The following is a 24,631-nucleotide window of genomic DNA, read 5'->3' as shown; positions in this document are numbered from 1 at the left end:
TGTCCGGGCGGCGAGCATGTTCGCAGATCATTCCCTCGCCGAAAGAGCCTGTCGCCACTTACTTGAGGCACGCGAGCGAGGAATACCCACACTGCTGGCCGACACGAAGCTCTACGAGCGGAGCCCTTCGCTTCGCCGCGTGTACTTCGAATGGTTGCGCGACGGCCAGACCAACATCGATCACCAGTGGGATGGGAGCCAAGGCATACTGGCAAGCTCGCTAAGAGCGGGCGAACTGGAACTCGCGCAGCTCGCCCTTGATCAACTCGAACGAATCGCCGTGAAGCTTGAGAATCGCCGGGCTGAGTTTTGCGATTTGCTCGATCAGCCCGCCGCGTACTCGCCCGCGTGGGATCCCGAGGACGCGGAGACTGCGCGAGTCAGGATGCTCGAACTCGACGGTGATCTTGACACAGCTGCTCAGATTCTCGAGAAACGGTTCTACAGGCTTCGCCAGATCGGCACTCCTCTTGCTTCTGCACAGGCTCAGCAAATTGTTGAGCAACTGCGTGAGTACCAAGTCGGATCAGTGGACTGCGATCGGTTAGACGAACTGTTGGGTCAGGAGAGCAGCGGCCAACCCAACGCATCCCAGCCCAATGGCACCGCTTCGGCTCAGTCCGTGAGGCTGCTCTACATCGGCGGCAATGAGACTCAGCAGCAGTACGAAGGTTTGATCCGGCAGGTATTCGCGAAGACCATGCCCAACCTCACACTTGACTTCTTGTTCCCGGGTTGGACCTCGAACTGGCATACGTGGGTAGAGGACGTCAAGCGGAAGCTGCCGCATGTGCATGCGGTCGTGCTGAGTTCGATGGTTCGTACTCAGTTTGGGCGCCATGTCCGTGCCCTTTGCAACGAAGCGACACCGTGGTTCCCCTGCACAGGGCGAGGAAAGCAATCGCTGATTCGCAGCATCACACGCGCAGCAGAAGTAGCGTCTTCACGATGACACCTCGCTCAATCCGGACGAACCTTGAGGACTCAGGTGGTATGGCATGTGCATTTGATTGGCCCGCGTCCTTTGTCAATCGGTGAACTGGCCAGTTGTGTCCCCAAAAGTGTCCCCAGAACAGCAGCTCCGAATCGCGCCGATCCAAGAGATGGCTATTCGAACCGCTTCTCCGAAGGCCTGTTTTTGCAGTGGTTTAGGCAAACATGCACGATCGGCGACTCGGAGGCAAGGCCCCGCCCATCGACTCCCCCCCTCTCCGCTTCGCCCGATCGCGCGACCCACCCAAACTGGCGGTGGGATTCTGTCATCCGCACGGGCGCCCTTGCCGCTTTTCTCGATCCGAGTGGTGAATCGTCCGCCCGTCGCGGTCGATTCCTCACGGGCATCGGGGCCGGCGAGCGTCGCCGGCCCGGCTTCCTCCCGACCGCTCACCTCGCGACTCTCCACACACCCGCCATGGACGCCCGACACATCAACGCTTTCGTCGAGGCCGCCAAGGCGGTCTTCACCACGATGCTCAATCTCGAGATCTCGTTCGATCGCCCGAGCGTGATCTGCGGGAATCCCACGTACGACGTCTCGGGCGTTATTGGGCTCTCCGGCGACGTCGTGGGATCGGTCATTATCGGCATCCCCCGCTCGTGCGCCAGCGGGATCGTCCGCGCGTTCACCGGCACGGAATACGAGGTCGGGTGCGCGGAGTTCGCCGACGCCGTCGGCGAGCTCGTCAACATGATCGCCGGGGGCGCCAAGGCCCGCTTCGAGGGGCTCAACGTCAGCATCGGATGCCCCACCGTCATCATCGCCCCCAGCCACCAGGTGCGCAACCCATCCAGCGCCCTGGGCATCTGCATCCCCTGCCAGACGCCCGCGGGACGCCTGGTGATCGATGTGGCCTTCAAGTCGGTCGGGAAGTCTCATGCGTCAGTTTCAAGCCCGGCAGCAAACGGAACCGGGCAGGCCGCCGCCTAGCCGTTGGTGCGGAGACCACTGTCATGCGCGTACTCATCGTCGATGACTCAAAGACCATGCGGAACATCGTCAAGGGCGTGGTCCAGACGCTCGGCGCAAAGGCCGTTGAAGAGGCCGGGGACGGGCAGGACGCCCTCAGCCGCGTCGACGCCTTCGGCCCTGACATCATCCTCCTCGACTGGAACATGCCCATCATGGACGGGCTGACCTTCGTCCGGACCTACCGCGCCAAGGGCAAGCAGACTCCCATCATCATGGTCACCACCGAAGCCGAAAAGGCACGGGTCATGGAAGCCATCAAGGCCGGCGTCAACAACTACGCCGTCAAGCCCTTCACCCCCGAGGGTCTCTCCAAGATCATCGAGATCACGCTCGCCAAGGCCGCCGTCAAGGCGGCGTAGCGCTCCACGTTCCCGAGCCGAGGGAGTTCTCTGTGACCTCTTCAGGGGACATCACGATCCGGATCTCTCACGACGCCACCGAGGCGTGCCTGCTCGTCCCGCCCGGCTGCGACCGCGCACTGCTTTCCCCGTCCTCGCTGCTCATGCTTGTTCAGCAGGCGGGCGTCGCTCTCACCCCGCAGGTTCGTCAGGCCATCGGCGCCATTCGCCCGGACACGGCCCAGGCGTCCCCGATCGTGATCGCGCGCGCCATCCCTCCCACACCCGGCACGAACGGGCGCCTGGAATGGGCCGAGGGATACGCGCCCGACGCGCCCCCCAGCACGCCCGAGTCCGGCTCCGGGTCGGTCGATCATCACGCCGGACGCCGCTACCTCCATGTGCGCGCGGGCGATGTCGTCGGCACCCTGCACCCGCCCACCGAGGGCATCGACGGCTGCGATGTCCGCGGCAACGCGATTCGCGCGACCCCGGGGCGTGCCGCCGCGGTCCGCCTGCACGCGTCGCTGAGCGTGGATCCCGACGGACGCGTGATCGCGCAGCGCGAGGGCGTGCTCACGCTCCGGGACGGCGAGGTCGAGGTCTCGCAGGCCCTGGAGATCAACGGCCCGGTCGACTTCTCCAGCGGCAACATCGACTTCGCCGGCGACGTCTACATCTCCGGGGGCGTGCGCGCGGGCTTTCGCGTCAAGGCCGGACGCGCGCTGCGCGTCGGCGGGCTCGCCGAGGCCTCGGCCATCGAATGCGCGGGCGACTTCGACGCGCCGGGCGGAATGGCCGGCGACGGGCGCGGCACGCTCGAGGTGGGCGGGACCGCGCGGGTCGCGTATCTCGACGCCGTCAGCGGCACCATCAAGGGCGACCTGTTCGTCGAGCGCGAACTCATCGCCTGTCGCCTCGCGGTGGGCGGGAGCGTCCGCTCGCCGGCCGGCACCGTGCTCGGCGGGACGCTGGCCCTCGCCTCGTCGCTCGACGTCCGCGTGCTGGGCAGCGAGGCGGGCACCCCGACGGTCGTCCGCCTGGGCGACCTCCCGATGGACCGGGCCGCGCTCGCCGGGGCGATGCGTCGGGTGACGGCGGCCCGCGCGCGCCTGGCGCGGTGCACGGAAGAAGAACTCATGCTGCGCGTGAACCCCCGCCCGTGCGCCGCCGAAAAGGAACGCCTGACCGAGGTCGCGTACGAACTGAGCGAGATTCGTCGCGCGATCGTCGCGGCGGAGGCGGACTTGGCCCAGCTCGAGGCCTTGTACCGCGGGCGCCCCAGGCCGTCGATCGTCGTGCATCACACCATCCACGCCGGCGTGTCGCTGCACGTGGACGCGAGCATCGCCGTCTTCTCGCGCGCCGTGCGGGGGCCCCTGCACATCGAGACCGACGCCTCCGGCGCGCTCCTGTGCCGCATCGGTTCGGGCCCATCCCGCCCGCTCGCCGACCTGGCCCGAGTGACCACCCTGCCCGCGCCCGCCGCGACGCCCGAATCGCCATCCACCGCTCGCCTGGCGGCGTGAGTCGACGCGACGAGCAGGAGCGCCGGCCCGCCCAGCGACCAATCGCACCAAGCACGCCGTCGCACCAAGGGACGCCGTCGCACCAAGCATGCCAGCGCGCACGGCTGGCCAGCGCGCAACGCGGGCGCGCGCTCGCTTCGGCGGTGCGCCCGGTCACACGCCCGCGAATGTCGTCAGGCGGCCGCCCGGATCGAGTCCGACGCCGGCGCCGGCTGCGCGTCGGCCACGTGCTTCTCCAGGTCCTGCTTCGCACCCACGCTGTTCACGTTCAGCAGGATGACGACCTTGTCCTTGACCTTGCCCATGCCCTGGATGGCGCTGAGCGGGATCGACGTGCCGAAGTTCGGGGGCGGCTCGATGTTCCCGCGGCTGATGTCCACCACCTCGCGCACCGAGTCCACGATGATGCCTAGTTGGAACGCGCCGCTGCCGTCCGCCTCACCGCCGACCTCGACCACGAGGATGCACGTCTCGGGCGTGTACGCGACGAAGGGAAGCCCGAAGCGAGCCCGAAGCTCCATCACCGGGATGATCTTCCCCCGCAGGTTGATGACGCCCTTGACGTACGCGGGCGTCTGCGGCAGGGGGGTGACGTCGATCAGCCCGATGATCTCGCGGACGCTCAGGATCGGCAGCCCGTACTCCTCCTTGCCGAGGCAGAAGGTCAGGAACTTGTCGTGATTGCCGTCGTCCGTGCGCGAGGCGTTGCGGACCTTGGTGGCACTGGTTGGCTGGGTCGTCAAGCTGGACATGGAAGACTCCTGGACGGAACAGTTCACGAGGCCGCCGCGCTGGCCGCCCCTCCGAGAATGCCGCCGACATCGAGGATGAGCGCCACGCGCCCGTCGCCGAGGATCGCCCCGCCCGACACGCCCGGGATGGTGTGCGTGCCCTGGCCGAGCCCTTTGATGACAACCTGCTGCTGCCCGATGATCTCATCCACCGACAGGCACGCGCGCGTCCCGCGGCATTCGACCACGACGAGCAGTTCGTCCGCGGGCGTGTCGGTGCTGGTGCGCCCCGCCAGCACGCTGTCGAGGCGGTAGATGGGGAGCAGGCCGTCGCGCACGCGGGCCATCCGCCCGCGCTCGAGCACGGTGTTCACCAGGGCGGGGGTGGGCTTGAAGCTGCGCTCGATGGACAGCGTCGGGATGACGAACCGCTGCGTCCCCGACCGCACGACCATCCCGTCGATGATCGCCAGCGTGAGCGGGAGCCGCAGCGTGAAGAGCGTGCCCTGCCCGGGCTTGGAGTCGATGTCGATCGTGCCGCGCAGCGCCTCGATGTTCCGGCGCACGACGTCCATCCCGACGCCGCGCCCCGACAGGTCGGTGATGCGCTCGGCGGTCGAGAACCCGGGCAGGAAGATGAGGTTGAACACCTCCGCGTCGGGGATCTCCTGCAGCGGGCGGTCCGCCGTGTAGATCCCCCGCTCGATCGCCTTGGCCAGGATTCGGTCGCGGTCGAGCCCCTTGCCGTCGTCCTGCACCTCGACCAGGATCGACCCGCCCGAGTGGTACGCGCGGAGCCAGATGTTGCCCCCGTCGGGCTTCCCGGCCGCCCGGCGCACGTCCGCCGGCTCGATCCCGTGGTCGCACGAGTTGCGGATCATGTGCACCAGCGGGTCGGCGATCTCCTCGACCACCGTGCGGTCGATCTCGACGTCTTCCCCTTCCGTGTGCAGCGTCACGCGCTTGCCCGACTTCGCCGACACGTCGCGCACCAGGCGTCCCATCTTCTGGAAGGTCGCCTTCACCGGCACCATCCGCAGCGACATCGACACTTCCTGCAGGTCGCGGATGATCTTCCCGACCATCGCGAGATTGCGGCTCACGCGCTGCTCGCGCAGCCCCCGCACCGCGGGATCCTGCACGACCATCTGCTGCGCGATCACCAGCTCGCCCACCATGTCCACCAGCGCGTCCATGCGCAGCGTGCTGACCTTGACGGTCTGGTCCGCACGCTTGGCGATCGCGTTCGGCGCCTGCGCCGTTCCGGGGGTCGGCCCCGCGGGGGCCTCGGGCGCCGGGGCTGACCCCGCCGGATCGCCCGCCGCGGGATGTTCCCGGGCCGGCGTCGCGGGCGTGCCGGTGGTGCTCGCCGTGTGCTCGCCGCGCGTGGCGCGCTCCACCTCGGCGATGAGCACCCCGAGCTGCTCGCCCGTCGGCGCTGCCCCCCCGCCCTCGAGCGCCCGGATGAGCGCCGCCATCATGTCGCAGCTGCGCAGCACCAGGCCCAGGCTCGCGTGGTCCAGCGTCACGCGCCCCGACCGTGCGGCGTCCAGCAGGAACTCGGTGCTGTGCGCGAGCGACACGACCGGGGCGAGATTCAGGAACCCCGCCACGCCCTTGATCGTGTGGAACGCACGGAAGACCGTGTTGATGTTCTCGCGGTCGCCCGGGTGCTTCTCCAGTTCCAGCAGCGCGTGCTCCGACTGCGCGATGTGCTCGCGCGCCTCGCACAGGAACTCCTGCAGCGTGCCCTGCATCGCCGGGTCAACGGACAGGTCCACCGGCGTGCCCACCGCGGGCGCCGCCTCGGCGGGGGCCTGCGCCGGACGAACCGGGTCGGACGCCTCCGCCGCGGGCGACGCCGGCGGGAGTGCGCACGCCTCGCCCAGGCGACGCAGCGTCTCGAGCAGCGGGCGGTGCTCGGGCGCCGGCGCGAGCGCGTCGTTCGCCAGCGTGCCGATGTACCCGCGCATCCAGTCCACGACCTCGAGCACCGGCTGCATGCGCGAGAGCGCCGCGCCGCACGAATCGATCATCGTCTCCGCCGCGTGGCACAGCTGCTGCGCCTCGCGCAGCGACAGCACCCCGCACTCGCCCTTGAGCGTGTGCAGCCTGCGCCGAAGCTCCGCCATCGCGTCGGCCGGGGCAGACCCGGTGTCGAGCGACACCGCCAGCCCCTCGATCTCTCCCAGCCCCGACGCGCACGACGCGATCCACGAGGCCAGCAGTTCCGCATCGATCGGCTCACGCCGCGCGGGCGAGGCCTCGAACGGCGACGCGCCGACCTCCGACAGGGGCCTGCCCTCCTCGTCCGCCGCCACCGCGCGCTGCGCGAAGTCGATCCCCGCGCGGATCTGGTCAAGCGCCGCCGCCGCGTTCTCCGTCTCCCGGTAGATGATCTGCTGCAGCAGCCCGTCCGACTGCTCCAGGCAGTCCGTGACCGCCGCGAGATCCACAGCCTCCAACTCGCGGAGTACCCCGCGCATCCGCTCGTGCAGTTCCACCAGCGCGGGCAGATCGTGCTCGTCGATGAGCACCGACGTCTTGGCGAGTTGCTCGATGGCTGGGGTAATCGTCACGGGTGGCGTTCTTCCTGGAAGGGTGCTCTATCGTCGGTCGAACGGCGCCCCGAGTTCACCGTCTTGCACCGCGGACGACTCCCCTGCACAGGGTCGTAACCGACTACAAACAAGCGAATTCCACGCGGTAGATCGCAAAGTTTCAACGCTCCGCGTCCGATGGTCCACTCGCCGCGGGCGTCCACGCCCGCGCGCTCGATCGCACGCCGCCCGTTGAGGTGGCCGGCACGTTGACCGGCGCCGGGGCAAAGGAAACGTCGGGCAATGCCCGCATCGCACTCGTGGGGAACGCCATGCTGAAGAAACTCCTCGCCGCGAACATCAGTACTCGGTTGATCGTGCTGAGCACCGCGCTCCTCCTCGCGGTCATGGGCATCACGTCCTACGTGCTCATCCTGAAGCACGAGCACACCGTGAAGGAAGACCTGGTCACCGAGTCAAAGGTCTTCACCGCCCTGGCGGACGAGACCAAGAACCACGTCTCCGCCTTGCACAAGGCGGGCTCCTTCGACACCGAGAAACTCATCGAGGAACTGCAGGACGCCCGCGAGAAGGGACGCCATTACTCGGACACCAGCTTCTTCAAGACCGTGCCCATCGTCGCCGGCTGGAAGGCGGCGGAGGAGGCCGCCAAGCGCGAGAACGTCAAGTTCGTCGTGCGCGCCTTCGACGCCCGCAACAAGGACAACGAGCCCAAGCCCGGGGAGTACCAGCACGAACTGCTGGAGAAGCTCACGCGCCAGGTCCAGTCGGGCGGCTCCGCCGAGCTCTGGGGCGAAGATGCCAAGGACAAGCAGCTCGTCTACATGCGGGCAATCATGCTCGACTCCTCGTGCATGGTCTGCCACGGCGACCCCGCCACCAGCCCGACCGGCGACGGCAAGGACCTGCTCGGCTTCCCGATGGAGAACTGGAAGCCCGGCGACATGCACGGCGCGTTCGTCGTCTCGCAGCCCCTGCAGCGCCTGGAGGACGAGGTCGCGTCATTCGTCGCCAGCGCCGCACTGTGGACGTTGCCCATCGCCGCGGTCGGCATCTTCACCATGGTCGTGCTCCTGCGCCGCTGGCTGGGTCGCCCGCTGAACACGCTGGCGGCCAGCCTCAAGGACATCGCCGACGGCGAGGGCGACCTGCGCGTCCGCCTGAACGACTCCAGCACCGACGAGGTCGGCACCGTCGCCCGCTACTTCAACGCGTTCGTCAAGAAGATCGAGGATGTCATCGTGCAGGTGCAGTCCGGCGCGGGCGAGATCGACGCCGGCGCATCGCAGATCTCGGGGGCGAGCCAGTCGCTGGCGCAGGGCGCCAGCGAGCAGGCGGCCAGCCTCGAGCAGATCAGCGCCTCGGTCGAGCAGATGTCCGCCATGACCCAGCAGAACGCCGAGAACGCTCGCCAGGCCAACGCCATGTCCGAGACATCCAAGGCCGCCGCGGACCGCGGCCAGACCGAGATGCGTCAGATGTCCGCCGCCATGAACGAGATCAAGCAGTCCAGCACCGAGATCGCCAAGATCATCAAGGTCATCGACGAGATCGCCTTCCAGACCAACCTCCTCGCCCTCAACGCCGCCGTCGAGGCCGCCCGCGCGGGCGAGGCCGGCAAGGGCTTCGCCGTCGTCGCCGAAGAGGTCCGCAGCCTCGCCCAGCGTTCCGCCGAGGCCGCCCGAAACACCTCCGCCATGATCGACCAGGCCACCCGACGCGCCGACACCGGCGTCGAGATCGCCACCCGTGTCGGCACCGTCCTCGACGAGATCGCCACCGCCACCGGCAAGGTCAACACCCTCCTCGCCGAGATCGCCTCCGCCTCCGGCGAGCAGGCCAAGGGCATCAGCCAGGTCAACACCGGCGTCAGCGAGCTCGACAAGGTCACCCAGCAGAACGCCAGCAACTCCGAGGAACTCGCCTCCGGCGCCGAAGAGACCGCCTCCCAGGTCGTCTCCCTCCAGGAACTCGTCAGCCAGTTCAAGACCAGCGCCGAGACCGGCGGCGCACGGCTCGAACGCCCCGCCCCGCGCCCGCAAGCGCCCCACGCCCCCGCTCACCCCGCCCGCCCCGCGCCACGCCGCCCTGCCCCACGCGCCTCCGCCTCCAACGCCCCCACCAAGCGCGCCGCACTCGCCGCCGCCGCGGCAGCACCTCGACCCGCCGACGACCCCGGCCGCGCCATCCCCCTCACCCCGGACGACGACGCCCTCGCCAACTTCTAACCCGCCCGGCCAGGACTCACCCAACGACCCATGCGGACGCTCGCCGAATCACAGTTCCAGCGCATCGCGGCCCTGGCCCAAGCCCGGTGGGGGTTGCACCTCACCCCGGTCAAGCTCCCGCTGGTGTCCAGCCGCCTGGCCTCATTCCTCCGCAAGTCGCGCTTCGCCTCGCCCGAGGCCTACCTCGACCACCTCGAGACCGACGCGACCGACGAGGACATGCTGCTGTTCTTCGACCTGCTGTCGACGAACGTCACCAGCTTCTTCCGCGACCCGCAGCACTTCGCCTACCTCGAGCGCGAGTTCTACACCCCGCTGGCGAGAGAGAACCTCACGACCCCGGGACGGCGGATCCGGGTCTGGTCCGCCGCGTGCTCGACGGGCCAGGAGCCGTACTCGCTGGCGATCAACGCTCTCGAGAGCCTGCCCGACATCCGGGCGTGGGACGTCAGGATCCTCGGCACGGATCTCTCGACCTTCGCTGTCGGACAGGCGAAAGCGGGCCGATACTCGCCCGACTCGATGGACGGCATGCCGCCGGAGCTCGCGGAGAGGTACTTCTCGAGCGTGCCCGGGCAATCCCCGCCGATGCTCGAGGTTGCGCCGGAGGTCCGCAAACTCGTGACGATCGGACGCCTCAACCTGATGGACGCCTGGCCGATGCGAGGCCCGTTCGACGTCATCTTCTGCCGGAACGTGATGATCTACTTCAACGCCGAGACCCGGCGCCGGCTGGTCCGCCGGTTCCACGACCTCTTGCGTCCCCAGGGCATCCTCGCGGTCGGCAGCGCCGAGACCCTCGCCGGTCTGGGCGTGCCGTTCCGTTCGGTGCAGCCGTCGGTGTACGTCAAGGAATGAACGGGAGTACTTCGTGTCCAGACTGGCCCCGGGCTCCACTTCTTCGCCGACCGACGAGAAACTCATCGTCGGGGTCGCCGACATGGCGGTCTCCGCCGATCCCGCCTCGACGATCGTCACGTTCGCGCTCGGCTCGTGCATCGGCGTGACCATCTACGACCCGGTCGCGCGCGTCGGCGGGCTGCTCCACTTCATGCTGCCGACCTCAGACCTCAACAAGGACAAGGCGGCGCAGAACCCCGCCATGTTCGGCGACACCGGCATCCCCCACCTCTTCCGCACCTGCTACGAGCGCGGCGCCAAGAAGGAGCGGCTCATCGTCTGCGCCGCCGGCGGCGCCGAGACGCTCAGCGAGGACGGGCACTTCAAGATCGGCACCCGCAACCGCACGCTGCTCCGCAAGATCTTCTGGAAGAACAGCATCCTCCTCTCCGCCGACGACACCGGCGGCGCCAACAGCCGCACACTCTCGCTGCGCATCGCCGACGGGCTCGTGATCGCCAAGTCCCAGGGAACGGAGCGCACGCTATGGGCGGCATGAACGACATCCTCGACCGCGTGGGGCGCCTCACCGCCCTCCCCACCACCGTGCTGCGCGTCGGCTCGATGATCGCCGGCGGCGAGTCCACGGTCGCCGCCCTCGAGAAGGTCATCCGCCAGGACGAGGCCCTCAGCATGGCCGTCCTCCGCTACGCCAACTCCGCGCGCTACGGGCGCCCGGGCCGCACCTTCGTGCTGCGCGAGGGCATCGCGCGCCTGGGAACCGAACTGCTCAAGAAGATCGTCCTCGAGCACCAGGCCGCGGGTGTCTTCGCCGACGCCGGCGGCGCGTACGGGCTGCAGCGCGGCGCGCTCTGGCGCGGCGCGGTGGGCGGGGCGCACGCCGCCGAGGGGCTCGCCAGGCGGGCCGCCAGCGTCAACGCCGACCTCGCCTTCATCGCCGCGCTGCTGCGCGACGTGGGCAAGCTCGCCTTCGACGCCGCCCACGGCGAGCAGCACGCGCGCCGGATCGCCGAGGCCATGACGCCCGATCGCTCGTGCCTCGACGCGGAGCGCGCGGTGTACGGGTTCGACCACGCCGAGCTCGGCGCCGCGCTCGCGACGCGCTGGAGCCTGCCCGAACGCATCGCCGAGGCCATCGCGTTCCACCACGCCCCGCCCGAGGATCCCCGTCGCCAGAACGCCCTGTTTGACATCGTCCACGCCGCGGACATGGTCGCCCTGTGGGCCGGCCTGGGCGTGGGGGTCGACGGGCTGCACTACCGCCTCGCGGATCACGTCCGCACACGCCTGAACCTGGACCGTCCGACGGTCGAGCTCGCCATGGCCGACGCGTTCGCGGGCGTCCGTGAAGTGGAAGCCTCCGCCCAGCACGCTCCCGGAGCACCCGCATGAACTGCAACGTCCTGATCGTCGACGACTCGCCGATCCTGCGCAAGGCCATCAAGAAGGTGGTGCGTCTCGCGGGGATCGAGGAAGACCGCATCCACGAGGCCGGAAACGGACGCGAGGCCCTCGACATCCTCAACATGGTGTGGATCGACCTCGTGCTCCTCGACCTCAACATGCCCGTGATGGACGGCGAGCAGTTCGTGCGCGAGCTCCGCACGCTCCCGGACCTCGCCGACGTCACCGTGGTGATCGTCAGCACCGAGGCCAACCGCGAACGCCTGGACCGCCTCCGCGAGCTCGGCGTGGCCGAGTCGCTCCGCAAGCCGTTCGAGCCCGAGGACCTCTGCCGCCTCATCTCCAAAGTGCTCGGAGTCAAGCAATGACCACTCTCACCGCCGACGATCTCGCGCAGCTCACGATCGCGACGCTCGAGCGCACCGCGTTCATGCTCGCCGACCCCGCGGAGACCGACCCCGCCGCCTTCGCCCGCACCACCCGCGCCGCGATCATCCGCTACCACGGGCCCCAGGCCGGCCAGGTCGAACTCCGCACCACCGACGGCTTCCTGCGCGGGCTCGCCGCGGGGCTGCTCGGTGTCGAGCCCGACGACATCGACCTCGACGCCAGCGGCGAGGACGCCATCCGCGAACTCACGAACATCGTCGGCGGGTCGGTCGTCGCCACGCTCGGCGGGGCCAACTCCACGTACTCGCTGGGTCTCCCGCAGACCGTCCCGCCCGCGAGCCTCCCCGGCCGCCCGCGCGCCACGACCTGCGCCCTGCACTGCGAAGGGCACACGCTGTACGTGACCTGGATCCCCGACGCCGCCGACGCCGCCAAGGCCGCCTGAACACGGAGACACCGCGCGTGCCCGACCCTGTCCGCGTGCTGATCGTTGATGACTCGTCCATCGTCCGGCGCGTCCTGACCGACGAGCTCGGGCGCCAGCCCGGCATCGCCGTCGTCGGCGCCGCCCCGGACCCCTTCGTCGCGCGCGACAAGATCCTCGCCCTCCGCCCGGACGTCATCACGCTCGACCTCGAGATGCCCCGGCTCGACGGGCTCTCGTTCCTCCGCCGCCTCATGAAGTTCCACCCGCTCCCCGTCATCGTCGTCAGCTCGATCACGCCCAAGGGCTGCGAGACCGCCATGGCCTGCATGGAAGCCGGCGCCATCGACGTCCTCTGCAAGCCCGGCGAGTCCTACTCCATCGGCGACCTCGCGTCCCAGCTCGGCGACATCATCCGCGGCTCCGCCCGCGCCAAGATCCGCGCACGCGCCCAGACCTCCGACGCCCCGCCCCCACGCCGCCTCGCCCTCGCGGACGCCATGATCCAGACCACCCACAAGGTCGTCGCCATCGGGTCCTCCACCGGCGGCACCGAGGCGCTCCGCACCATCCTCACCGCCCTCCCCAAGCAGTGCCCGGGCATCGTCATGACCCAGCACATGCCCGAAGGCTTCACCGGCCCGTTCGCCAGCCGCCTCAACACCCTCTGCGAGATCGAGGTCCGCGAGGCACGAGACAACGACTGGGTCACCCCGGGCGTCGCACTCCTCGCCCCGGGCAACCGGCACATGCGACTCGCGCGCGACGGCGCTCGCTACGTCGTCCGCGTCTGCGACGGCCCGCGCGTCCGCAGGCACAAACCCTCCGTCGAGGTCCTCTTCGAATCCGTCGCCCAGTTCGCCGGGCCCAACGCCATGGGCATCATCCTCACCGGCATGGGCGACGACGGCGCCGATGGGCTCCTCACCATGCGCCGTGCGGGCGCGGTCACCGTCGCCCAGGACGAGGCGAGCTGCGTCGTCTTCGGCATGCCCAAAGAGGCCATCGCCCGCGGTGCGGCCATGTTCGAATCGCCCCTCTCCGACATCGCCCGGCACATCGTCGACTTCGCCACGGGCACCCTCCGGGCTTCCCGCAGCGCGTCGGCCTGAGCCGCCCCGCGGCGCCTCATACGATTCCCCGTCGTATGCACGCCCGCACCGCCATCGCCGCGAGCGCCTTGAGCATCGGCGTTCACGCCCTTGCCGGGGGCGTGCTCGCCCGATACGGCGGCCCGCCCGCCCGCGACGGCGCGCTCTCCCGCCTCGCCCCGCTGCTCCCGCTCGAATCACGCCCGGAGCCGCAACCACCATCCCCCGAACCCCCGGCGCCCTCCGAGCCCGCTCCCGCGCCTCCGCCCGAACCCAAACCCGAGCCGGCGCCGACGCCGAAGCCCGAACCGGAGCCCGAGCCCGAGCCGATCGTGACGGCCGGTATCGACGACTCCGACGCCATGGTCCAGGCATGGAAGGGCTTCCTCGAGGAAACCCCGCGCAGTGCTCCGCTCTGGTCCATGGATCAGGCAGGATTCACGCGCGCGCCCGGCGGCCTGGTAACGCCGCCAGCGGCACAGCCCGCGCCGCAGCCAAACCCGCAGCCAGAGCCCGAGCCAGAGCCGCAACCTGCACCAGAACCAGAGCCCGCCCCCGAGCCCGCGCCCGAACTCGAGCCCGCGCCCGCGCCACAGCCCGCCCCCGAGCCCGAACCCGCCCCGGAGCCCGCGCCCGAACTCGAGCCCGCGCCCGCGCCGCAGCCCGCGGAACTCGCCGCCAGCGATTCCGCCCCGCAACGCGAGCCGCCGCCGCAGGCCGCCCCGCAACGCGAGGCCCCGCCGCAGGCCGACGCGCAGCGCGAGCCCCCGCCACAGGCCGACGGGGCACCCGAGATCGACCTCCCGCTTCCCGCCGAGCCCGCGACGCCGCTCGTCGAAGCGCCGGCCGAAGATCACGCCGACACGCCGGCCGACGAACGTCCGGAAAACGCACCCGACCCGGCGGAATCCGATGGAGCCATCGCGCCCGACGCCCTGACGCGCGATACCACGCCCGCCCTGACCGCGCCCGCCCCGACGTTGCCCGACGCGCAGAGCCCTTCTCCGCCCGCGGCCCCCAGCCCTCCGACGGCCTATCCGGCACCGCAGCCGCCCTCGCCGCTCGCGCGCGAGCCACGCGCTCCCGCGTTGGACCTCGCAGAGCCTGACACGATTCCCGGTCCCGTGCGCATCACCGACGCGCCCCCGCCCGACCCGGCCCGGCGCGAGGGCTCCGCCACGGTCCCCGGACGCGCCGCCGACGCCGTCGCCGAAGACGAGTCCATCGCTCGCGCCGCGCTGGAGCCCATCGTGGTGCAGCCGGGCAAGAACCTCGCCCGGCGCGGCCTGCAGATCCGGACCTCGCATCTGCGCCTCGACAGCACCACCCGCGTCTTCGCCAGGCCCCGCAACCCGCTGGTGCGCCTCTCGTTCGACCGCACGGGGCGCGTCACTCGCGCCGAGTTCGTCGAAGGACGCACCACCGGCTACGAGGCCATCGACCGCCCGCTGCTTGATTCGCTCTACCGCTGGAGCGCCGCGGGCAAGGAGCTCGATCGCCTGAGCGCTTCGGATCCCGGCGCAACGATCACCCTCGTCTTCCGCATCGACTTCCAATCGCCATGAACCCGCGCGCCGCGATCCTCATCTGTGTCACCGGGGCGATCTTCGGCCTGCCGGCGCCGGGCCGCACGCAGCCGGAGTTCGCGCGTCCCACGCGCCTCGATCCGGGCGTGGGCGATGTCTCCCCGCTGCAGCGTTCGTTCCGGCTTGAACCGATCGACCTCCGCCTCGAGCCGGACTTCTCGACGGTCTACGAGGTGAACACGCCCTCCCGCCTCTTCGCGCCCGAGCCGCGACGCATGCTCGCCCGCCGCGCCGGAGCGACCACCGCGCTCTTCCCCGAGTCGTCGTACGTCATGGGGCCCGACGGCCGCTTCGTCGCGACCATTCCCGCCGACACCACGTTCCTCATCGGCGAGCCGCCCCCGCGTCCGGGAACCGGCGACGCGGCGTACGACCGGCGCGCGGACCTCTCCGCCGGTCACGCCGCCGGCGCCGCCGCGGGCACCTCGCCCTCGCACGATCGCCCCACCGGCGCCGTGCCGCCCGCTTCCAGCGGCGCCAGCATCACCGAGATTCGCGGCGTATCGATCTGGACCGACCCCGACTACCGCGCCCTGCGCATCGCGGCCTTGCTCGACGCCGCCCTGCACGCGCCGGCCGAGCGGCACGAGTCGCGGCCCCACCCCTGACCGGAGCCGCCTGCCTGACGCGCCGGCGCCTGCATGCCGCGCCGGCGTTACACGCTCGCGCGCGGGCCCGAGTCCTCGCCCGCGATGGCCGACCGCATGCCCGTGTCGGCCTGCAGGTTCTGCAAGCGGTAGTAGTCCATCACGCCCAGCCGCCCGCTGCGGAACGCCTCGGCGATCGCCTTGGGAATCTCCGCCTCGGCCAGCGTCACCAGCGCCCGGTTCTCCTCGATCTTCGCCTTGTTCTCCTGCTCCTGCGCCATCGCCATGGCGCGGCGCTTCTCGGCCTCGGCCTGGAAGCGGCTCTTGTCCGCCTGGGCCTGCGCCGCCTGCAGCTGCGCACCGATGTTCTCGCCCACGTCCACGTCCGCGATGTCGATCGACAGGATCTCGAACGCCGTCCCTGCGTCCAGCCCGGACTTCATCACCGTCTTGGAGATGTCGTCGGGGTTCTCCAGCACCGCCTTGTGGTCGTGCGCCGAGCCGATCGTCGAGACGATGCCCTGCCCCACGCGCGCGATGATCGTCTCCTCGGTCGCACCGCCCACCAGGCGGGCGATGTTCGTCCGCACCGTCACGCGGGCCTTCACCTTGAGCTGGATGCCGTCCTTCGCCACCGCGTCGATCGTCGCGCGCGGGCCCACCGACGCCGGGCAGTCGATGACCTTCGGGTTCACGCTCGTGTGCACGGCCTCCAGAATGTCGCGCCCCGCGAGGTCGATCGCCGTCGCCGTCGACCACGGGAGGTCGATCTTCGCGCTGCGCGCCGAGATGAGCGCGGTCACCACGTTGCTCACCCGCCCGCCCGCCAGGTAGTGCGTCTCGAGCGCGTTCGTCGGGATGTCCATGCCCGCCTTCACCGCCCGGATGCGGTTGATCACCACCGTGCGGATGTCGACCTTGCGGAGCTTCATCCCCACCATGTCGAACATGCCGACCTTGGCGTTGCTCGTGTACGCCTGGATGTAGAGATTGAAGAACTGCAGCAGGAAGAAGAAGATGATGATCGCCACGATGATGCCCACGATCGCGAGGATCGTGAGGATCACCTCTACCACTCCGAGAGTAAGGACCGGCGCAGCCGCCGCCGACGCTGTGTACATCTGCATGCCGTAAGTTCCCCGCGCGCGCCCGCGCCGCCGGAAACTTGGGAAACCGCGGGCGCGTGCCCAGTGTAGCCGTCGACGACCGACTTTACCGGACCTCGCGCACCCGCAACTGGGCGACGTCGGTCCCGATGACCTTCACCCGGGCGCCCGCCCGGACGAACATCGTGTCCGAGAGGGCGTCGTACCGCACCCCGTCGACCTGCACCGTGCCCACCGGGCGCAGGTCGGTGAGCACCACGCCCTCCTTGCCGATCATCGCCGCCACCCGCGCGCGGGCCTCCTGCTCGGTCTGCTCGCGCGTGTGTCGCTGCTCGTCGGTCTCGGTCCCGATGATCTGGCGTCCCACGGCCGTGTGGGGCCAGGTCTTGAAGCCCAGGTACACCGCCGCGGGCCCCAGGATGAGCAGCCCGAGCGTGCCGATGCCGCCCCACTCCGGGCCCACCAGGTACAGGCACACCACGCCCGCGATCGCGACGACCGCCGCCATGACCCCGAGCACGCCCCCCGTGGGCAGCACGAACTCCAGCACCCCGATGACGACCGCCGCCCCCAGCAGCGACAGTCCCCACACCAGCATCGCTTCCATAGGTTGGCCACTCTCCTGCCCGGCGTCGCGGGCCTACACCCGCTCCACCCCGGTCCGGAACCCGTCCATCGTGACGATGCGCACCCGCGAGCCCGCGTCGATGAACCCGAACTCCGCCACCGCGTCGATCACGCGCTCCCCCACCTCAACCCGCCCGGCCGGGCGCAGGGGCGTGAGCGCCACGCCCTCGTCCCCCACCTTCACGCCCTCCGCGGGCGAGGGCGGGAACGCGTCCGCCAGGAAGCCCTCGGACTCCTCGGTCGTGCCCGGGTCCTTGAGCACCAGCCGCCCGAGGATCGGGAGCGAGCCGAAGTTCTTCGCGATGAAGTACATCACCACGCCCGCCGTAAATGTCGCGAGCAGCACCGCCGTCGAGCCGTAGATCGCCGGGCGTCCGCCCTCGCCGATGCCCGGGAACCCGCCCTCCCCGCGCGGGAGGAACGTCCCGATCAGCCCCGCGAACAGCAGCACCAGCCCGACCACGCCCGCCACGCCGAACCCGGGCAGGACGAACGCCTCGACCAGCAGCAGCCCGATCCCGATGCCGATCGCCGCGATCGCCCACCACCCCGACATGCCGATGAGCATCGGCGGCGCGACCAGCGCCACCAGCGCTGCCAGCGCGATGAGCCCGGGCACGAACGTTCCCGGGTGCGTCATCTCCACGAACAACGCCACCAGGAAGATCATCACCAGCACCGCACGCACCACGATGTTCGTCAGGAACAGCGTGAGCCCCTCCGACCACGTCCGGTCCAGGCGCAGCAGGTTCGACCCCTGGAAGTACGCCATGACGTCGGCGTCCGAGCGGATGTGCACGACCTCGCCCGTCGGCAGCACGTCGTTGTTCGCCAGCCCGAAGAACATCATGTCCGACGCCTTCAGCATCGCCGGCGCCGTCCCGTCCGTCGCCTTCTCCAGCAGTTCCCACTTCCCCGCGTCCGCGCCGTTGATCACCGGGCGGCGTGACGAGATCGTCTGACGCCCCTCGACCTCCCCCGCCACCAGCGCCATCTTCCGCGAGCCCGCCGGCACCCCGGTGTCGGGCGCGCTCTCCGCCGCCCCGCTGCCGCCCCCGCCGCCGGACTGGGGCAGGCCCGCCAGACGCGTCGGCCCGCCCGCGTCCGCGCCGGGGAACAGCCGCTCGAACTCCGCGCGGTCGATCGCCACCCGCACGCCCGTCTCGCGATTGCGCACGTACCACAGCTCGACGTCGTTCGCGACGATCGACTGCACCAGGTACTCGTCGCGCAGGTATGCACCGAAGTGCTCGTTGTGCCGGCGCGCCGAGTCCCGCACGTCCGACAGCAGCGGCGTCAGCACCTTCTTCAGCAGTTCCGTCGGGATCTCCTGCGGCACGATCCCCAGCGGGCCGCCCGACACCGGCATCGCGTCGCCGAAGTTCACGGGGTCGTTCACCAGAATCCGCCGGCACGCCAGCGCGATGATCGCCCCGCCCGAGTACGCGTCGCGGTTGATCCACGCCGCCGTGTTCTGCACCGTCGACCCCTTGATCGCCGTGCAGATCCGCAGCACGCTGTCCACCGCCCCGCCCGGGGTGTCGATCTCGAACACCAGCGCGTCCGCCCCCGCCCGCTCCGCCAGGCGGATGCGGCGCTCCACGCTCTCGGCCATCACGCCCTGCGCGTCGATCTCGCCCCGGATCGTGATGATCGCGATGTTCGTCGCCTGCCGGTCCTTGGGCACGCCCCCGCCCACCGCCGGCGCCTGCGCCGTCGCCGACGTCCACAACGCCGCCAGCGAGCACAGCAGCATCACCAGGCGCGCGACCGTGCGCACACCCCTCCGCGCTCCCGTCATCATGTCGACCTGTCCGCTGGGCGCGCTCATGCCGGGCTCCTGGCGTGTTCCGCCCGATTCACATTATTGGATGCACGCGACTACGACGGGGGCGTCTCCTGCTCCACCACCCACCGCATCCCGCCCCCCGTGCAATCGATGTGCACCGCGAAGAACCCCGGCCGCCCGCCCGCCCCGCGCGGCTCCGCCCGGCGGATCAGGGGCCAGATCACCTCGCGGTCCGACTCCGGCACCGCCAGACCCTCCAGCGTCTCCATCGCGTGCCAGTCCAGCCGCCCCTCGCGCATCTCGCGCGCCTCCACCCGCACCGCGCCCAGCACCCGGTACACGAACATCAGCCAGTGCCCGTGCCCCTCGTACGACGCCTCGCTCACCAGCCCCACCAGGTGCAGGCGCTCCACCGGCACCTCGACCCCCGCCTCTTCCAGAATCTCCCGCTGCGCACACTGCGCGGGCGACTCGCCCGACACCACGTCCAGCTTCCCGCCGATCGGCGAGTACATCCCCAGGTTCGGCGCCTTCGCCCGGTGCAGCAGCAGAACCCGCCCGCGATCGTCCCGCAGGTCGCACAGGCACGCGATCCGGTACGGCATCGACCCGCTCGATCCCGTCACCTCGCTCGACCTCTTCGCCTCGCTCGACTCCATGGCCCCGAGCGTATCGCACCCGCACCCGCCCCGCGCAACCTACGCTCCCGCGGCTGCGGTCACGGCCCTCATTCGGCGTGCTCCCGCCCCGATTTCGCCCGGGTGGCTTTACCGGCGCGCCCGCCGCGCCTCGCGAAGGATCTCCCCGTGCTCGACCGCCTCACCGAATCGTTCAACGGCCTGTTCAAGCGCTTCTCCGGCAACGACACGATCTCCGAAAAGAACGTGCGCGACGCCATGAACGAGGTCCGCACCAGCCTCCTCGAGGCCGACGTCCACCTCGACGTCGTCAACGACTTCTGCGACAAGGTCGTCGCCGATTCCGTCGGCGAACGCGTCACCGCCAGCCTCAAGCCGGGCCAGGAGATCATCGGCATCGTCTACGAGCGGCTCATCCAACTGCTCGGCGGCACCCCGGAAGACGCCCAGGGCCTCCCCTCCACCACCTCCACGCCCCCCATCATGAAGGTCGCCGGCGGGCCCGCCGTCGTCATGATGTGCGGCCTGCAGGGCTCCGGAAAGACCACCACCTGCGGCAAGATCGCCGCCTACCTCAAGAAGCGCAACTGGTCGGTCATGCTCGCCGCCTGCGACCTCCAGCGACCCGCCGCCGTCGAGCAGCTCCACATCCTCGCCAACCAGGTCCGCGACGAATCGCCCGGCACCGGACGCGTGCTCTTCTACGGCGAGCCCGACAAATGCGCCGCGTACGGCAAGGCCGTCGGCGTCGCCGTCCAGGTCGCCGGCCGCGCCTTCGACGAGGCCAAAAAGCAGGGCGTGGACGTCCTGATCCTCGACACCGCCGGACGCCTGCACGTCAACGACGAGCTCATGGGCGAACTCGCCCGCGTCAAGCAGATGGTCCCGCCCCATCACATCTTCCTCGTGGTCGACGCCATGACCGGCCAGGACGCCGTCAACTCGGCCCGCGCCTTCCACCAGCGCCTCGAAGTCGACGGCGTCATCCTGACGAAGTTCGACAGCGACACGCGCGGCGGGGCCGCCCTCTCCGTGCGTCATGTCACCGGCGCGCCCATCAAGTTCGTCGGCATCGGCGAGAAGATCGACGCGCTCGAAGAGTTCCACCCCAAGCGATTCGCCGGACGCATCCTCGGCATGGGCGACGTGCTCAGCCTCGTCGAAAAGGCCCAGGAGCAGGTCTCCGAGAAGGAGGCCGAAGAACTCCAGGCCAAGATGGCCAAGGGCCAGATGGGCATGGACGACTTCCTCAAGCAGCTCAAGACCCTGCGCCGCATGGGCCCGATGAAGCAGCTCCTCGGCATGCTCCCGGGCGTCGGCTCGCTCCTCAAGGACGTCCACATCGAAGACTCGCAGCTCGACCGCGTCGAGGCCATGATCTGCTCGATGAATCGCGACGAACGCGCGGCCCCCGGCGTCATCGATATCTCACGCCGCCGTCGCATCGCGAAAGGCTCGGGCGTCAAGCCCGACGACGTCGGAGCCCTCACCAAGCAGTTCGACATGGTGAGCAAGATGACCCGCCAGATGGCCAGCCTCTCCGCCGCCGACCGCGTCCGCGCCGTCAAGGAGATGGGCAGCAGCGGCGGCGCCGGCGCCATGATCCCCGGGCTCAAGGGCATGCCCAACTTCTCCTCGAAGGGCAGCAGCTACACCCCGAGCGTCAAGAGCCGCTTCAAGAAGCGCAAGTAGGCGTCGCCTCCGCGCGGGAAGCGGCGACCAGCCACACATTGTCGCTGGTGGGCATGCGATCCGTGATCCCGAAGCGCCGGACGTCGAATCCCGCGCGGTCGAGCGTCCGCCGCAGCGTGCGTGGGGTGTAACACACAACGTGGTCGAGGTAGCGATAGCCGCTCCACCGCCCGTTCATCACCTGCCGGTTCACACAGGCGTGGTTCGGCACCTTGATGAACACCGGCGCCCCGGGCCGGAGCGCTCGGCGCAGCAGGCGGAGCGTGGCCATCGGCTGGGCTTCGTGCTCCAGGTACGACATCAGGACGGCACCGTCGAGAGACGACCGTTCGAGCGCGCCGAGCGCTGTCAGGGCATCGGCGCGGATGACCCGCCCGCCGCGCGGCGCAAAGGCGGCCTCGGCCTGATCGGCGCCTTCGGGGTCGATCTCCACCCCGATGGGAACGATCGAGGCCGGGAGCATGGCCAACTGATTCCCGCGCCCGCAGCCGACATCGATCAGGATCCCGCCGCGGGGCAGGAACGCACGGACCAGGGCCGCCAGCTTGTTCCGCCGCACGGCTTGCTGAAACGTGCGGAGCCCGGCCCGCAGCCTTCGCATGCCGAGCGGGCGGGTGTCGCGTCGCGTGCGTTCACGCGTGTAGGTGTCGGACCACCGCATGTCGCCGCCGAGTTCGTCGCTCGTCGCGGGGTTCTCGAGGAAGACCGCCGCGCAGCGCGGGCAACGCCGCAGCGTCCATTCCCGGTGCGTGCGGAACACCGGCGCATCGGGGCTGGCTCTTCGCACAGCGGGCACGTAAGAACGACGGGGGTCAGAGTCGATGTGGTCATGCCGGGCGCACCGTGGGGTCACTGGTGCCCCACGGCGCAACCGCCGGCTCGCACTCCGCAACGCCCGACAGTACGGCCGGTGAACGCCGCGAAGCGCCCGGCACAATCCGCCGCGGATCCAGCCGGGTTCTCGCGCCCGCGGTGCTTCGGTTCCCGGGCGTCACTCCTTCCCGATCGGCAGGAAATCGCTCGCGCGGCCTTCGCTCCACGCCTTGAAGCGCGGCCAGAAGACCTCCTTCAGCAGGATCTTGATGCACGCCGCCACGGGGATCGCCAGCAACAATCCATAAAACCCCGCCAGCACGCCCCCCGCGATCGACGCGAAGAGGATCGTCGGCGTGTCCATGTTCGTGCTCTTCCCCTGGATCCGCGGCGTCAGGAAGTAGTCGTCCAGCAACTGCTGCAGCGAGTGCACCACCATCGGCGCGCCCAGAATCCACCACCACGTCCCCTGCACCCCGTCCTGCGCGCTCAGCCACAGCAGCAGTATCGCCGCGGGGATCCCGATTCCCGCGGCGTACGGCACCAGCGTCAGCACTCCCACCACGATCCCCAAAATCAGGAACGCCGGCACGCCGATGATCCAGTACCCGATGATGTAATACAGCGTCAGGATCGTCGCGATCGTCAGGCGCCCGCGGATGAACCCGGCGATCACCCGGTCCATCTGGTGCACCAGGTCGAGCACGCGCCCGCGGTTGGTCTTGGGCACCAGTTCGCGCCCGAAGCGCAGCACGTGGTCGTACCCCACGACGAAGAAGTAGAAGAAGAACGCCGTCAGGAACCCGCCGAATGCCACGCGCCCGAGCCACCCGACCGCACCGCCCACCGCGCCCACCGCGCCCCCGCCCGCCTCGAGCGCGTGCTGCCCGATCGCCTCGACATTCGCCTTCATCCAGCGGATGAGCCACTGCGCCGCCGCGTACGCCGCCTCCGGGGGCAGCAGTTCCGCTACCGCTGATTCGACGATGCTCCCGCCGGTCGCCGGCGCCCCGGGGTTTGTCAGTTCCGGCTTTGGTTTCTCTGGTGGTTCGCCCGCGTCACCCGGCGGCGCGTCGGCTGCGGGTTCGCCCGGGGCACCGCCCTCGACCACAGGCTCGCGCCGGCGCTCCGCGTCGCCCGAGGCCCCGTCCGCTGGTTCTGCGCGGGTGCCATCCGGGCGCGTGCCGCCCGGCGCATCGCCCGGCGGCTTGTCGTCCGGCTGCTTGTCGCCCGGCGTGCCCTCACCGTCCGGCGTCTTGCGTTGTTCGGGGTCGGCAGTGCTGTTCGAGCCACTGATCTGCCGCTCGAGCCCCGCACGCCGCTCCTGCTCCACCAGCCAGTTGCGGAGATCAACCCACGCGTTCGACACGCGCTCGCCGGACGGCTTGGCGCGCTCGGCCGGCGCGTACAGGGCCGTGAGCAGCGCCGTGTCTTCCGGGTGCTGCGTCGATCGATACACGAGATCGACCTTGCCGGCAATGGACCGCGCCGCCTGCGACGCCTGCACGCCCCCCGCCACCAGCCCGGCCACCGCCGGCACGACGATCACCACCGCCGCCAGCACGATGATCGCCGCCGCCGACACGGGCCGCCGCACCGAGCCCCGGCGTGCCAGCCATCCGACCAGAGGCTCGAACAAGTACGCCAGCGCCAGCGCCAGCAGGATCGGCACCGTCACCACGCGCAGCACGTACCCGAGGTACACGATGCCGAACACGCCAGCGAACACCAGCCCGTCCCGCACGGGCTGGATCTGCCAGAGATGAAGGTTCTTCCAGTCGTCCTGTTCGCGCGGCATCCGCAGAATCTAGGGGGACGCGCGGCCCGACGCAATTCGGCCCGCCTCACCCGCTGAAGGTGAACTCCCCGAACGCCTCGTCAAAGTCGTAGACCCGCCGGAAATCGTCGAAGGTGTCCTCGTCGCTCTTGCGCATGAGGTCGGCCTCGATCATCGCGAACACGATCTTGCCGAAGTCCTCCGTGCCGTGGATGTTCCAGCTCCGCAAAACTGTCCGCGCCAGCAGCCCGTACTGCCGGATCGCGTAGTCCTTCAGCCCCAGGCACAACTGCTGTCCCGTCACGTGCCGCCGCTCGTCGTCGCCCTCGCCCGAGCCGTGCACCGTCTTCACGGTGTGCGCCAGCCCGTCGCGGATGAACTGGAACGCCTGCGGGGGATACACGCTCCCCAGGGCGTCAAGTCCTTGGTTCCCAGGCTGTTGCTCGCTCACGAACGAATCCTCCCATCCCTAGCACCCGCCAGCCGGTTC

The 24,631-nt window shown here is 70.0% G+C and carries 23 protein-coding genes; 14 read left to right on the top strand and 9 right to left on the bottom strand.

Going from position 1 to position 24,631, the window contains the following annotated elements; genetic code table 11:
• The 4 genes from SFY69_06670 to SFY69_06655 all read left to right on the top strand — a co-directional run.
• Positions 1-952, top strand: a 952-nt coding sequence (locus SFY69_06670; GenBank protein MDX2131716.1) for a hypothetical protein, incomplete at its 5' end; no start/stop codon positions are given.
• Between the two features lie 459 nt (positions 953-1,411).
• Positions 1,412-1,927, top strand: coding sequence for a chemotaxis protein CheX (locus SFY69_06665; GenBank protein ID MDX2131715.1), 516 nt, complete (start codon positions 1,412-1,414; stop codon positions 1,925-1,927).
• 23 nt (positions 1,928-1,950) lie between these two features.
• Entirely contained in the window at positions 1,951-2,328 is a 378-nt protein-coding gene (locus tag SFY69_06660; protein MDX2131714.1) for a response regulator, read from the top strand.
• A 32-nt stretch (positions 2,329-2,360) separates the two neighbouring features.
• Positions 2,361-3,836 (top strand): FapA family protein, encoded by a 1,476-nt coding sequence (locus SFY69_06655; protein ID MDX2131713.1) that lies wholly within the window; start codon positions 2,361-2,363, stop codon positions 3,834-3,836.
• 173 nt (positions 3,837-4,009) lie between these two features.
• On the opposite strand, the gene SFY69_06650 is transcribed toward SFY69_06655, so the two are convergent.
• Both SFY69_06650 and SFY69_06645 read right to left on the bottom strand, forming a co-directional pair.
• Positions 4,010-4,588 carry a chemotaxis protein CheW gene (locus SFY69_06650; protein MDX2131712.1) on the bottom strand — a complete coding sequence of 193 codons (579 nt, stop codon included), beginning with the start codon at positions 4,586-4,588 and terminating at the stop codon, positions 4,010-4,012.
• Positions 4,589-4,611: 23 nt separating this feature from the next.
• Positions 4,612-7,146 (bottom strand): chemotaxis protein CheA, encoded by a 2,535-nt coding sequence (locus tag SFY69_06645; GenBank protein ID MDX2131711.1) that lies wholly within the window; start codon positions 7,144-7,146, stop codon positions 4,612-4,614.
• Positions 7,147-7,439: 293 nt separating this feature from the next.
• On the opposite strand from SFY69_06645, the gene SFY69_06640 reads away from it, so the two are divergent.
• From SFY69_06640 to SFY69_06600, 9 genes are read left to right on the top strand one after another with little or no spacing between them, the layout of a single operon-like run.
• A complete protein-coding gene (locus SFY69_06640) occupies positions 7,440-9,356 on the top strand; it encodes a methyl-accepting chemotaxis protein (GenBank protein ID MDX2131710.1) in 1,917 nt (638 codons plus the stop codon).
• Between the two features lie 30 nt (positions 9,357-9,386).
• Positions 9,387-10,214 (top strand): protein-glutamate O-methyltransferase CheR, encoded by an 828-nt coding sequence (locus SFY69_06635; protein MDX2131709.1) that lies wholly within the window; start codon positions 9,387-9,389, stop codon positions 10,212-10,214.
• A gap of 13 nt (positions 10,215-10,227) precedes the next feature.
• Complete coding sequence (locus SFY69_06630; protein MDX2131708.1) at positions 10,228-10,755, top strand: chemotaxis protein CheD; 528 nt, start codon at positions 10,228-10,230, stop codon at positions 10,753-10,755.
• Positions 10,752-11,609 carry an HDOD domain-containing protein gene (locus SFY69_06625; GenBank protein MDX2131707.1) on the top strand — a complete coding sequence of 286 codons (858 nt, stop codon included), beginning with the start codon at positions 10,752-10,754 and terminating at the stop codon, positions 11,607-11,609. Before SFY69_06630 ends, SFY69_06625 begins: the two co-directional genes overlap by 4 nt.
• Positions 11,606-11,989: a response regulator gene (locus tag SFY69_06620; GenBank protein MDX2131706.1), complete on the top strand. Its 384-nt coding sequence runs from the start codon at positions 11,606-11,608 to the stop codon at positions 11,987-11,989. The genes SFY69_06625 and SFY69_06620 overlap by 4 nt, the downstream gene beginning before the upstream one ends.
• Positions 11,986-12,456, top strand: coding sequence for a chemotaxis protein CheX (locus SFY69_06615; protein MDX2131705.1), 471 nt, complete (start codon positions 11,986-11,988; stop codon positions 12,454-12,456). Before SFY69_06620 ends, SFY69_06615 begins: the two co-directional genes overlap by 4 nt.
• 17 nt (positions 12,457-12,473) lie before the next feature.
• A complete protein-coding gene (locus tag SFY69_06610) occupies positions 12,474-13,547 on the top strand; it encodes a chemotaxis response regulator protein-glutamate methylesterase (protein ID MDX2131704.1) in 1,074 nt (357 codons plus the stop codon).
• A gap of 35 nt (positions 13,548-13,582) precedes the next feature.
• The gene (locus SFY69_06605; GenBank protein ID MDX2131703.1) at positions 13,583-15,091 is read left to right on the top strand and encodes a hypothetical protein; all 1,509 of its coding nucleotides are present in this window, start codon (positions 13,583-13,585) and stop codon (positions 15,089-15,091) included.
• Positions 15,088-15,720 (top strand): hypothetical protein, encoded by a 633-nt coding sequence (locus tag SFY69_06600; protein ID MDX2131702.1) that lies wholly within the window; start codon positions 15,088-15,090, stop codon positions 15,718-15,720. The genes SFY69_06605 and SFY69_06600 overlap by 4 nt, the downstream gene beginning before the upstream one ends.
• 47 nt (positions 15,721-15,767) lie before the next feature.
• On the opposite strand, the gene floA is transcribed toward SFY69_06600, so the two are convergent.
• The 4 genes from floA to SFY69_06580 form a co-directional block, all read right to left on the bottom strand.
• Positions 15,768-16,820, bottom strand: coding sequence for a flotillin-like protein FloA (gene floA / locus SFY69_06595; GenBank protein ID MDX2131701.1), 1,053 nt, complete (start codon positions 16,818-16,820; stop codon positions 15,768-15,770).
• A gap of 91 nt (positions 16,821-16,911) precedes the next feature.
• Positions 16,912-17,412, bottom strand: a complete 501-nt coding sequence (locus SFY69_06590; protein ID MDX2131700.1) for an NfeD family protein — start codon at positions 17,410-17,412, stop codon at positions 16,912-16,914.
• 33 nt (positions 17,413-17,445) lie between these two features.
• Complete coding sequence (locus SFY69_06585) at positions 17,446-19,263, bottom strand: NfeD family protein (protein ID MDX2131699.1); 1,818 nt, start codon at positions 19,261-19,263, stop codon at positions 17,446-17,448.
• Positions 19,264-19,313: 50 nt separating this feature from the next.
• A complete protein-coding gene (locus SFY69_06580; GenBank protein ID MDX2131698.1) occupies positions 19,314-19,880 on the bottom strand; it encodes an NUDIX domain-containing protein in 567 nt (188 codons plus the stop codon).
• A gap of 147 nt (positions 19,881-20,027) precedes the next feature.
• Here SFY69_06580 and ffh point away from each other — a divergent pair, with 147 nt between their 5' ends.
• The gene (gene ffh / locus SFY69_06575; protein MDX2131697.1) at positions 20,028-21,551 is read left to right on the top strand and encodes a signal recognition particle protein; all 1,524 of its coding nucleotides are present in this window, start codon (positions 20,028-20,030) and stop codon (positions 21,549-21,551) included.
• Here ffh and SFY69_06570 read toward each other — a convergent pair.
• The 3 genes from SFY69_06570 to SFY69_06560 form a co-directional block, all read right to left on the bottom strand.
• Positions 21,535-22,338 carry a methyltransferase domain-containing protein gene (locus SFY69_06570; protein ID MDX2131696.1) on the bottom strand — a complete coding sequence of 268 codons (804 nt, stop codon included), beginning with the start codon at positions 22,336-22,338 and terminating at the stop codon, positions 21,535-21,537. The genes ffh and SFY69_06570 overlap by 17 nt on opposite strands.
• Positions 22,339-22,542: 204 nt before the next feature.
• On the bottom strand, positions 22,543-24,162 hold the full coding sequence (locus SFY69_06565; protein ID MDX2131695.1) for an AI-2E family transporter: 1,620 nt from the start codon (positions 24,160-24,162) through the stop codon (positions 22,543-22,545).
• Between the two features lie 46 nt (positions 24,163-24,208).
• Positions 24,209-24,592, bottom strand: coding sequence for a hypothetical protein (locus tag SFY69_06560; protein ID MDX2131694.1), 384 nt, complete (start codon positions 24,590-24,592; stop codon positions 24,209-24,211).
• Positions 24,593-24,631: the final 39 nt, after the last annotated feature.

It is taken from the genome of Planctomycetota bacterium (genome assembly GCA_033763975.1).
Lineage (GTDB): Bacteria > Planctomycetota > Phycisphaerae > Phycisphaerales > UBA1924 > RI-211.
Note: the sequence above shows the minus strand (reverse complement) of the source record. Positions and strands in the feature narration are given on the sequence as shown.

Excerpts from the sequence above, each read along its gene's own strand:
- SFY69_06665 (MDX2131715.1), top strand. The coding sequence starts at position 1,412 with ATGGACGCCCGACACATCAACGCTTTCGTCGAGGCCGCCAAGGCGGTC.
- SFY69_06660 (MDX2131714.1), top strand. The coding sequence starts at position 1,951 with ATGCGCGTACTCATCGTCGATGACTCAAAGACCATGCGGAACATCGTC.
- SFY69_06650 (MDX2131712.1), bottom strand. The coding sequence starts at position 4,588 with ATGTCCAGCTTGACGACCCAGCCAACCAGTGCCACCAAGGTCCGCAAC.
- SFY69_06640 (MDX2131710.1), top strand. The coding sequence starts at position 7,440 with ATGCTGAAGAAACTCCTCGCCGCGAACATCAGTACTCGGTTGATCGTG.
- SFY69_06635 (MDX2131709.1), top strand. The coding sequence starts at position 9,387 with ATGCGGACGCTCGCCGAATCACAGTTCCAGCGCATCGCGGCCCTGGCC.
- SFY69_06625 (MDX2131707.1), top strand. The coding sequence starts at position 10,752 with ATGAACGACATCCTCGACCGCGTGGGGCGCCTCACCGCCCTCCCCACC.
- SFY69_06620 (MDX2131706.1), top strand. The coding sequence starts at position 11,606 with ATGAACTGCAACGTCCTGATCGTCGACGACTCGCCGATCCTGCGCAAG.
- SFY69_06615 (MDX2131705.1), top strand. The coding sequence starts at position 11,986 with ATGACCACTCTCACCGCCGACGATCTCGCGCAGCTCACGATCGCGACG.
- SFY69_06605 (MDX2131703.1), top strand. The coding sequence starts at position 13,583 with ATGCACGCCCGCACCGCCATCGCCGCGAGCGCCTTGAGCATCGGCGTT.
- SFY69_06600 (MDX2131702.1), top strand. The coding sequence starts at position 15,088 with ATGAACCCGCGCGCCGCGATCCTCATCTGTGTCACCGGGGCGATCTTC.
- floA (MDX2131701.1), bottom strand. The coding sequence starts at position 16,820 with ATGTACACAGCGTCGGCGGCGGCTGCGCCGGTCCTTACTCTCGGAGTG.
- SFY69_06590 (MDX2131700.1), bottom strand. The coding sequence starts at position 17,412 with ATGGAAGCGATGCTGGTGTGGGGACTGTCGCTGCTGGGGGCGGCGGTC.
- SFY69_06585 (MDX2131699.1), bottom strand. The coding sequence starts at position 19,263 with ATGAGCGCGCCCAGCGGACAGGTCGACATGATGACGGGAGCGCGGAGG.
- SFY69_06580 (MDX2131698.1), bottom strand. The coding sequence starts at position 19,880 with ATGGAGTCGAGCGAGGCGAAGAGGTCGAGCGAGGTGACGGGATCGAGC.
- SFY69_06565 (MDX2131695.1), bottom strand. The coding sequence starts at position 24,162 with ATGCCGCGCGAACAGGACGACTGGAAGAACCTTCATCTCTGGCAGATC.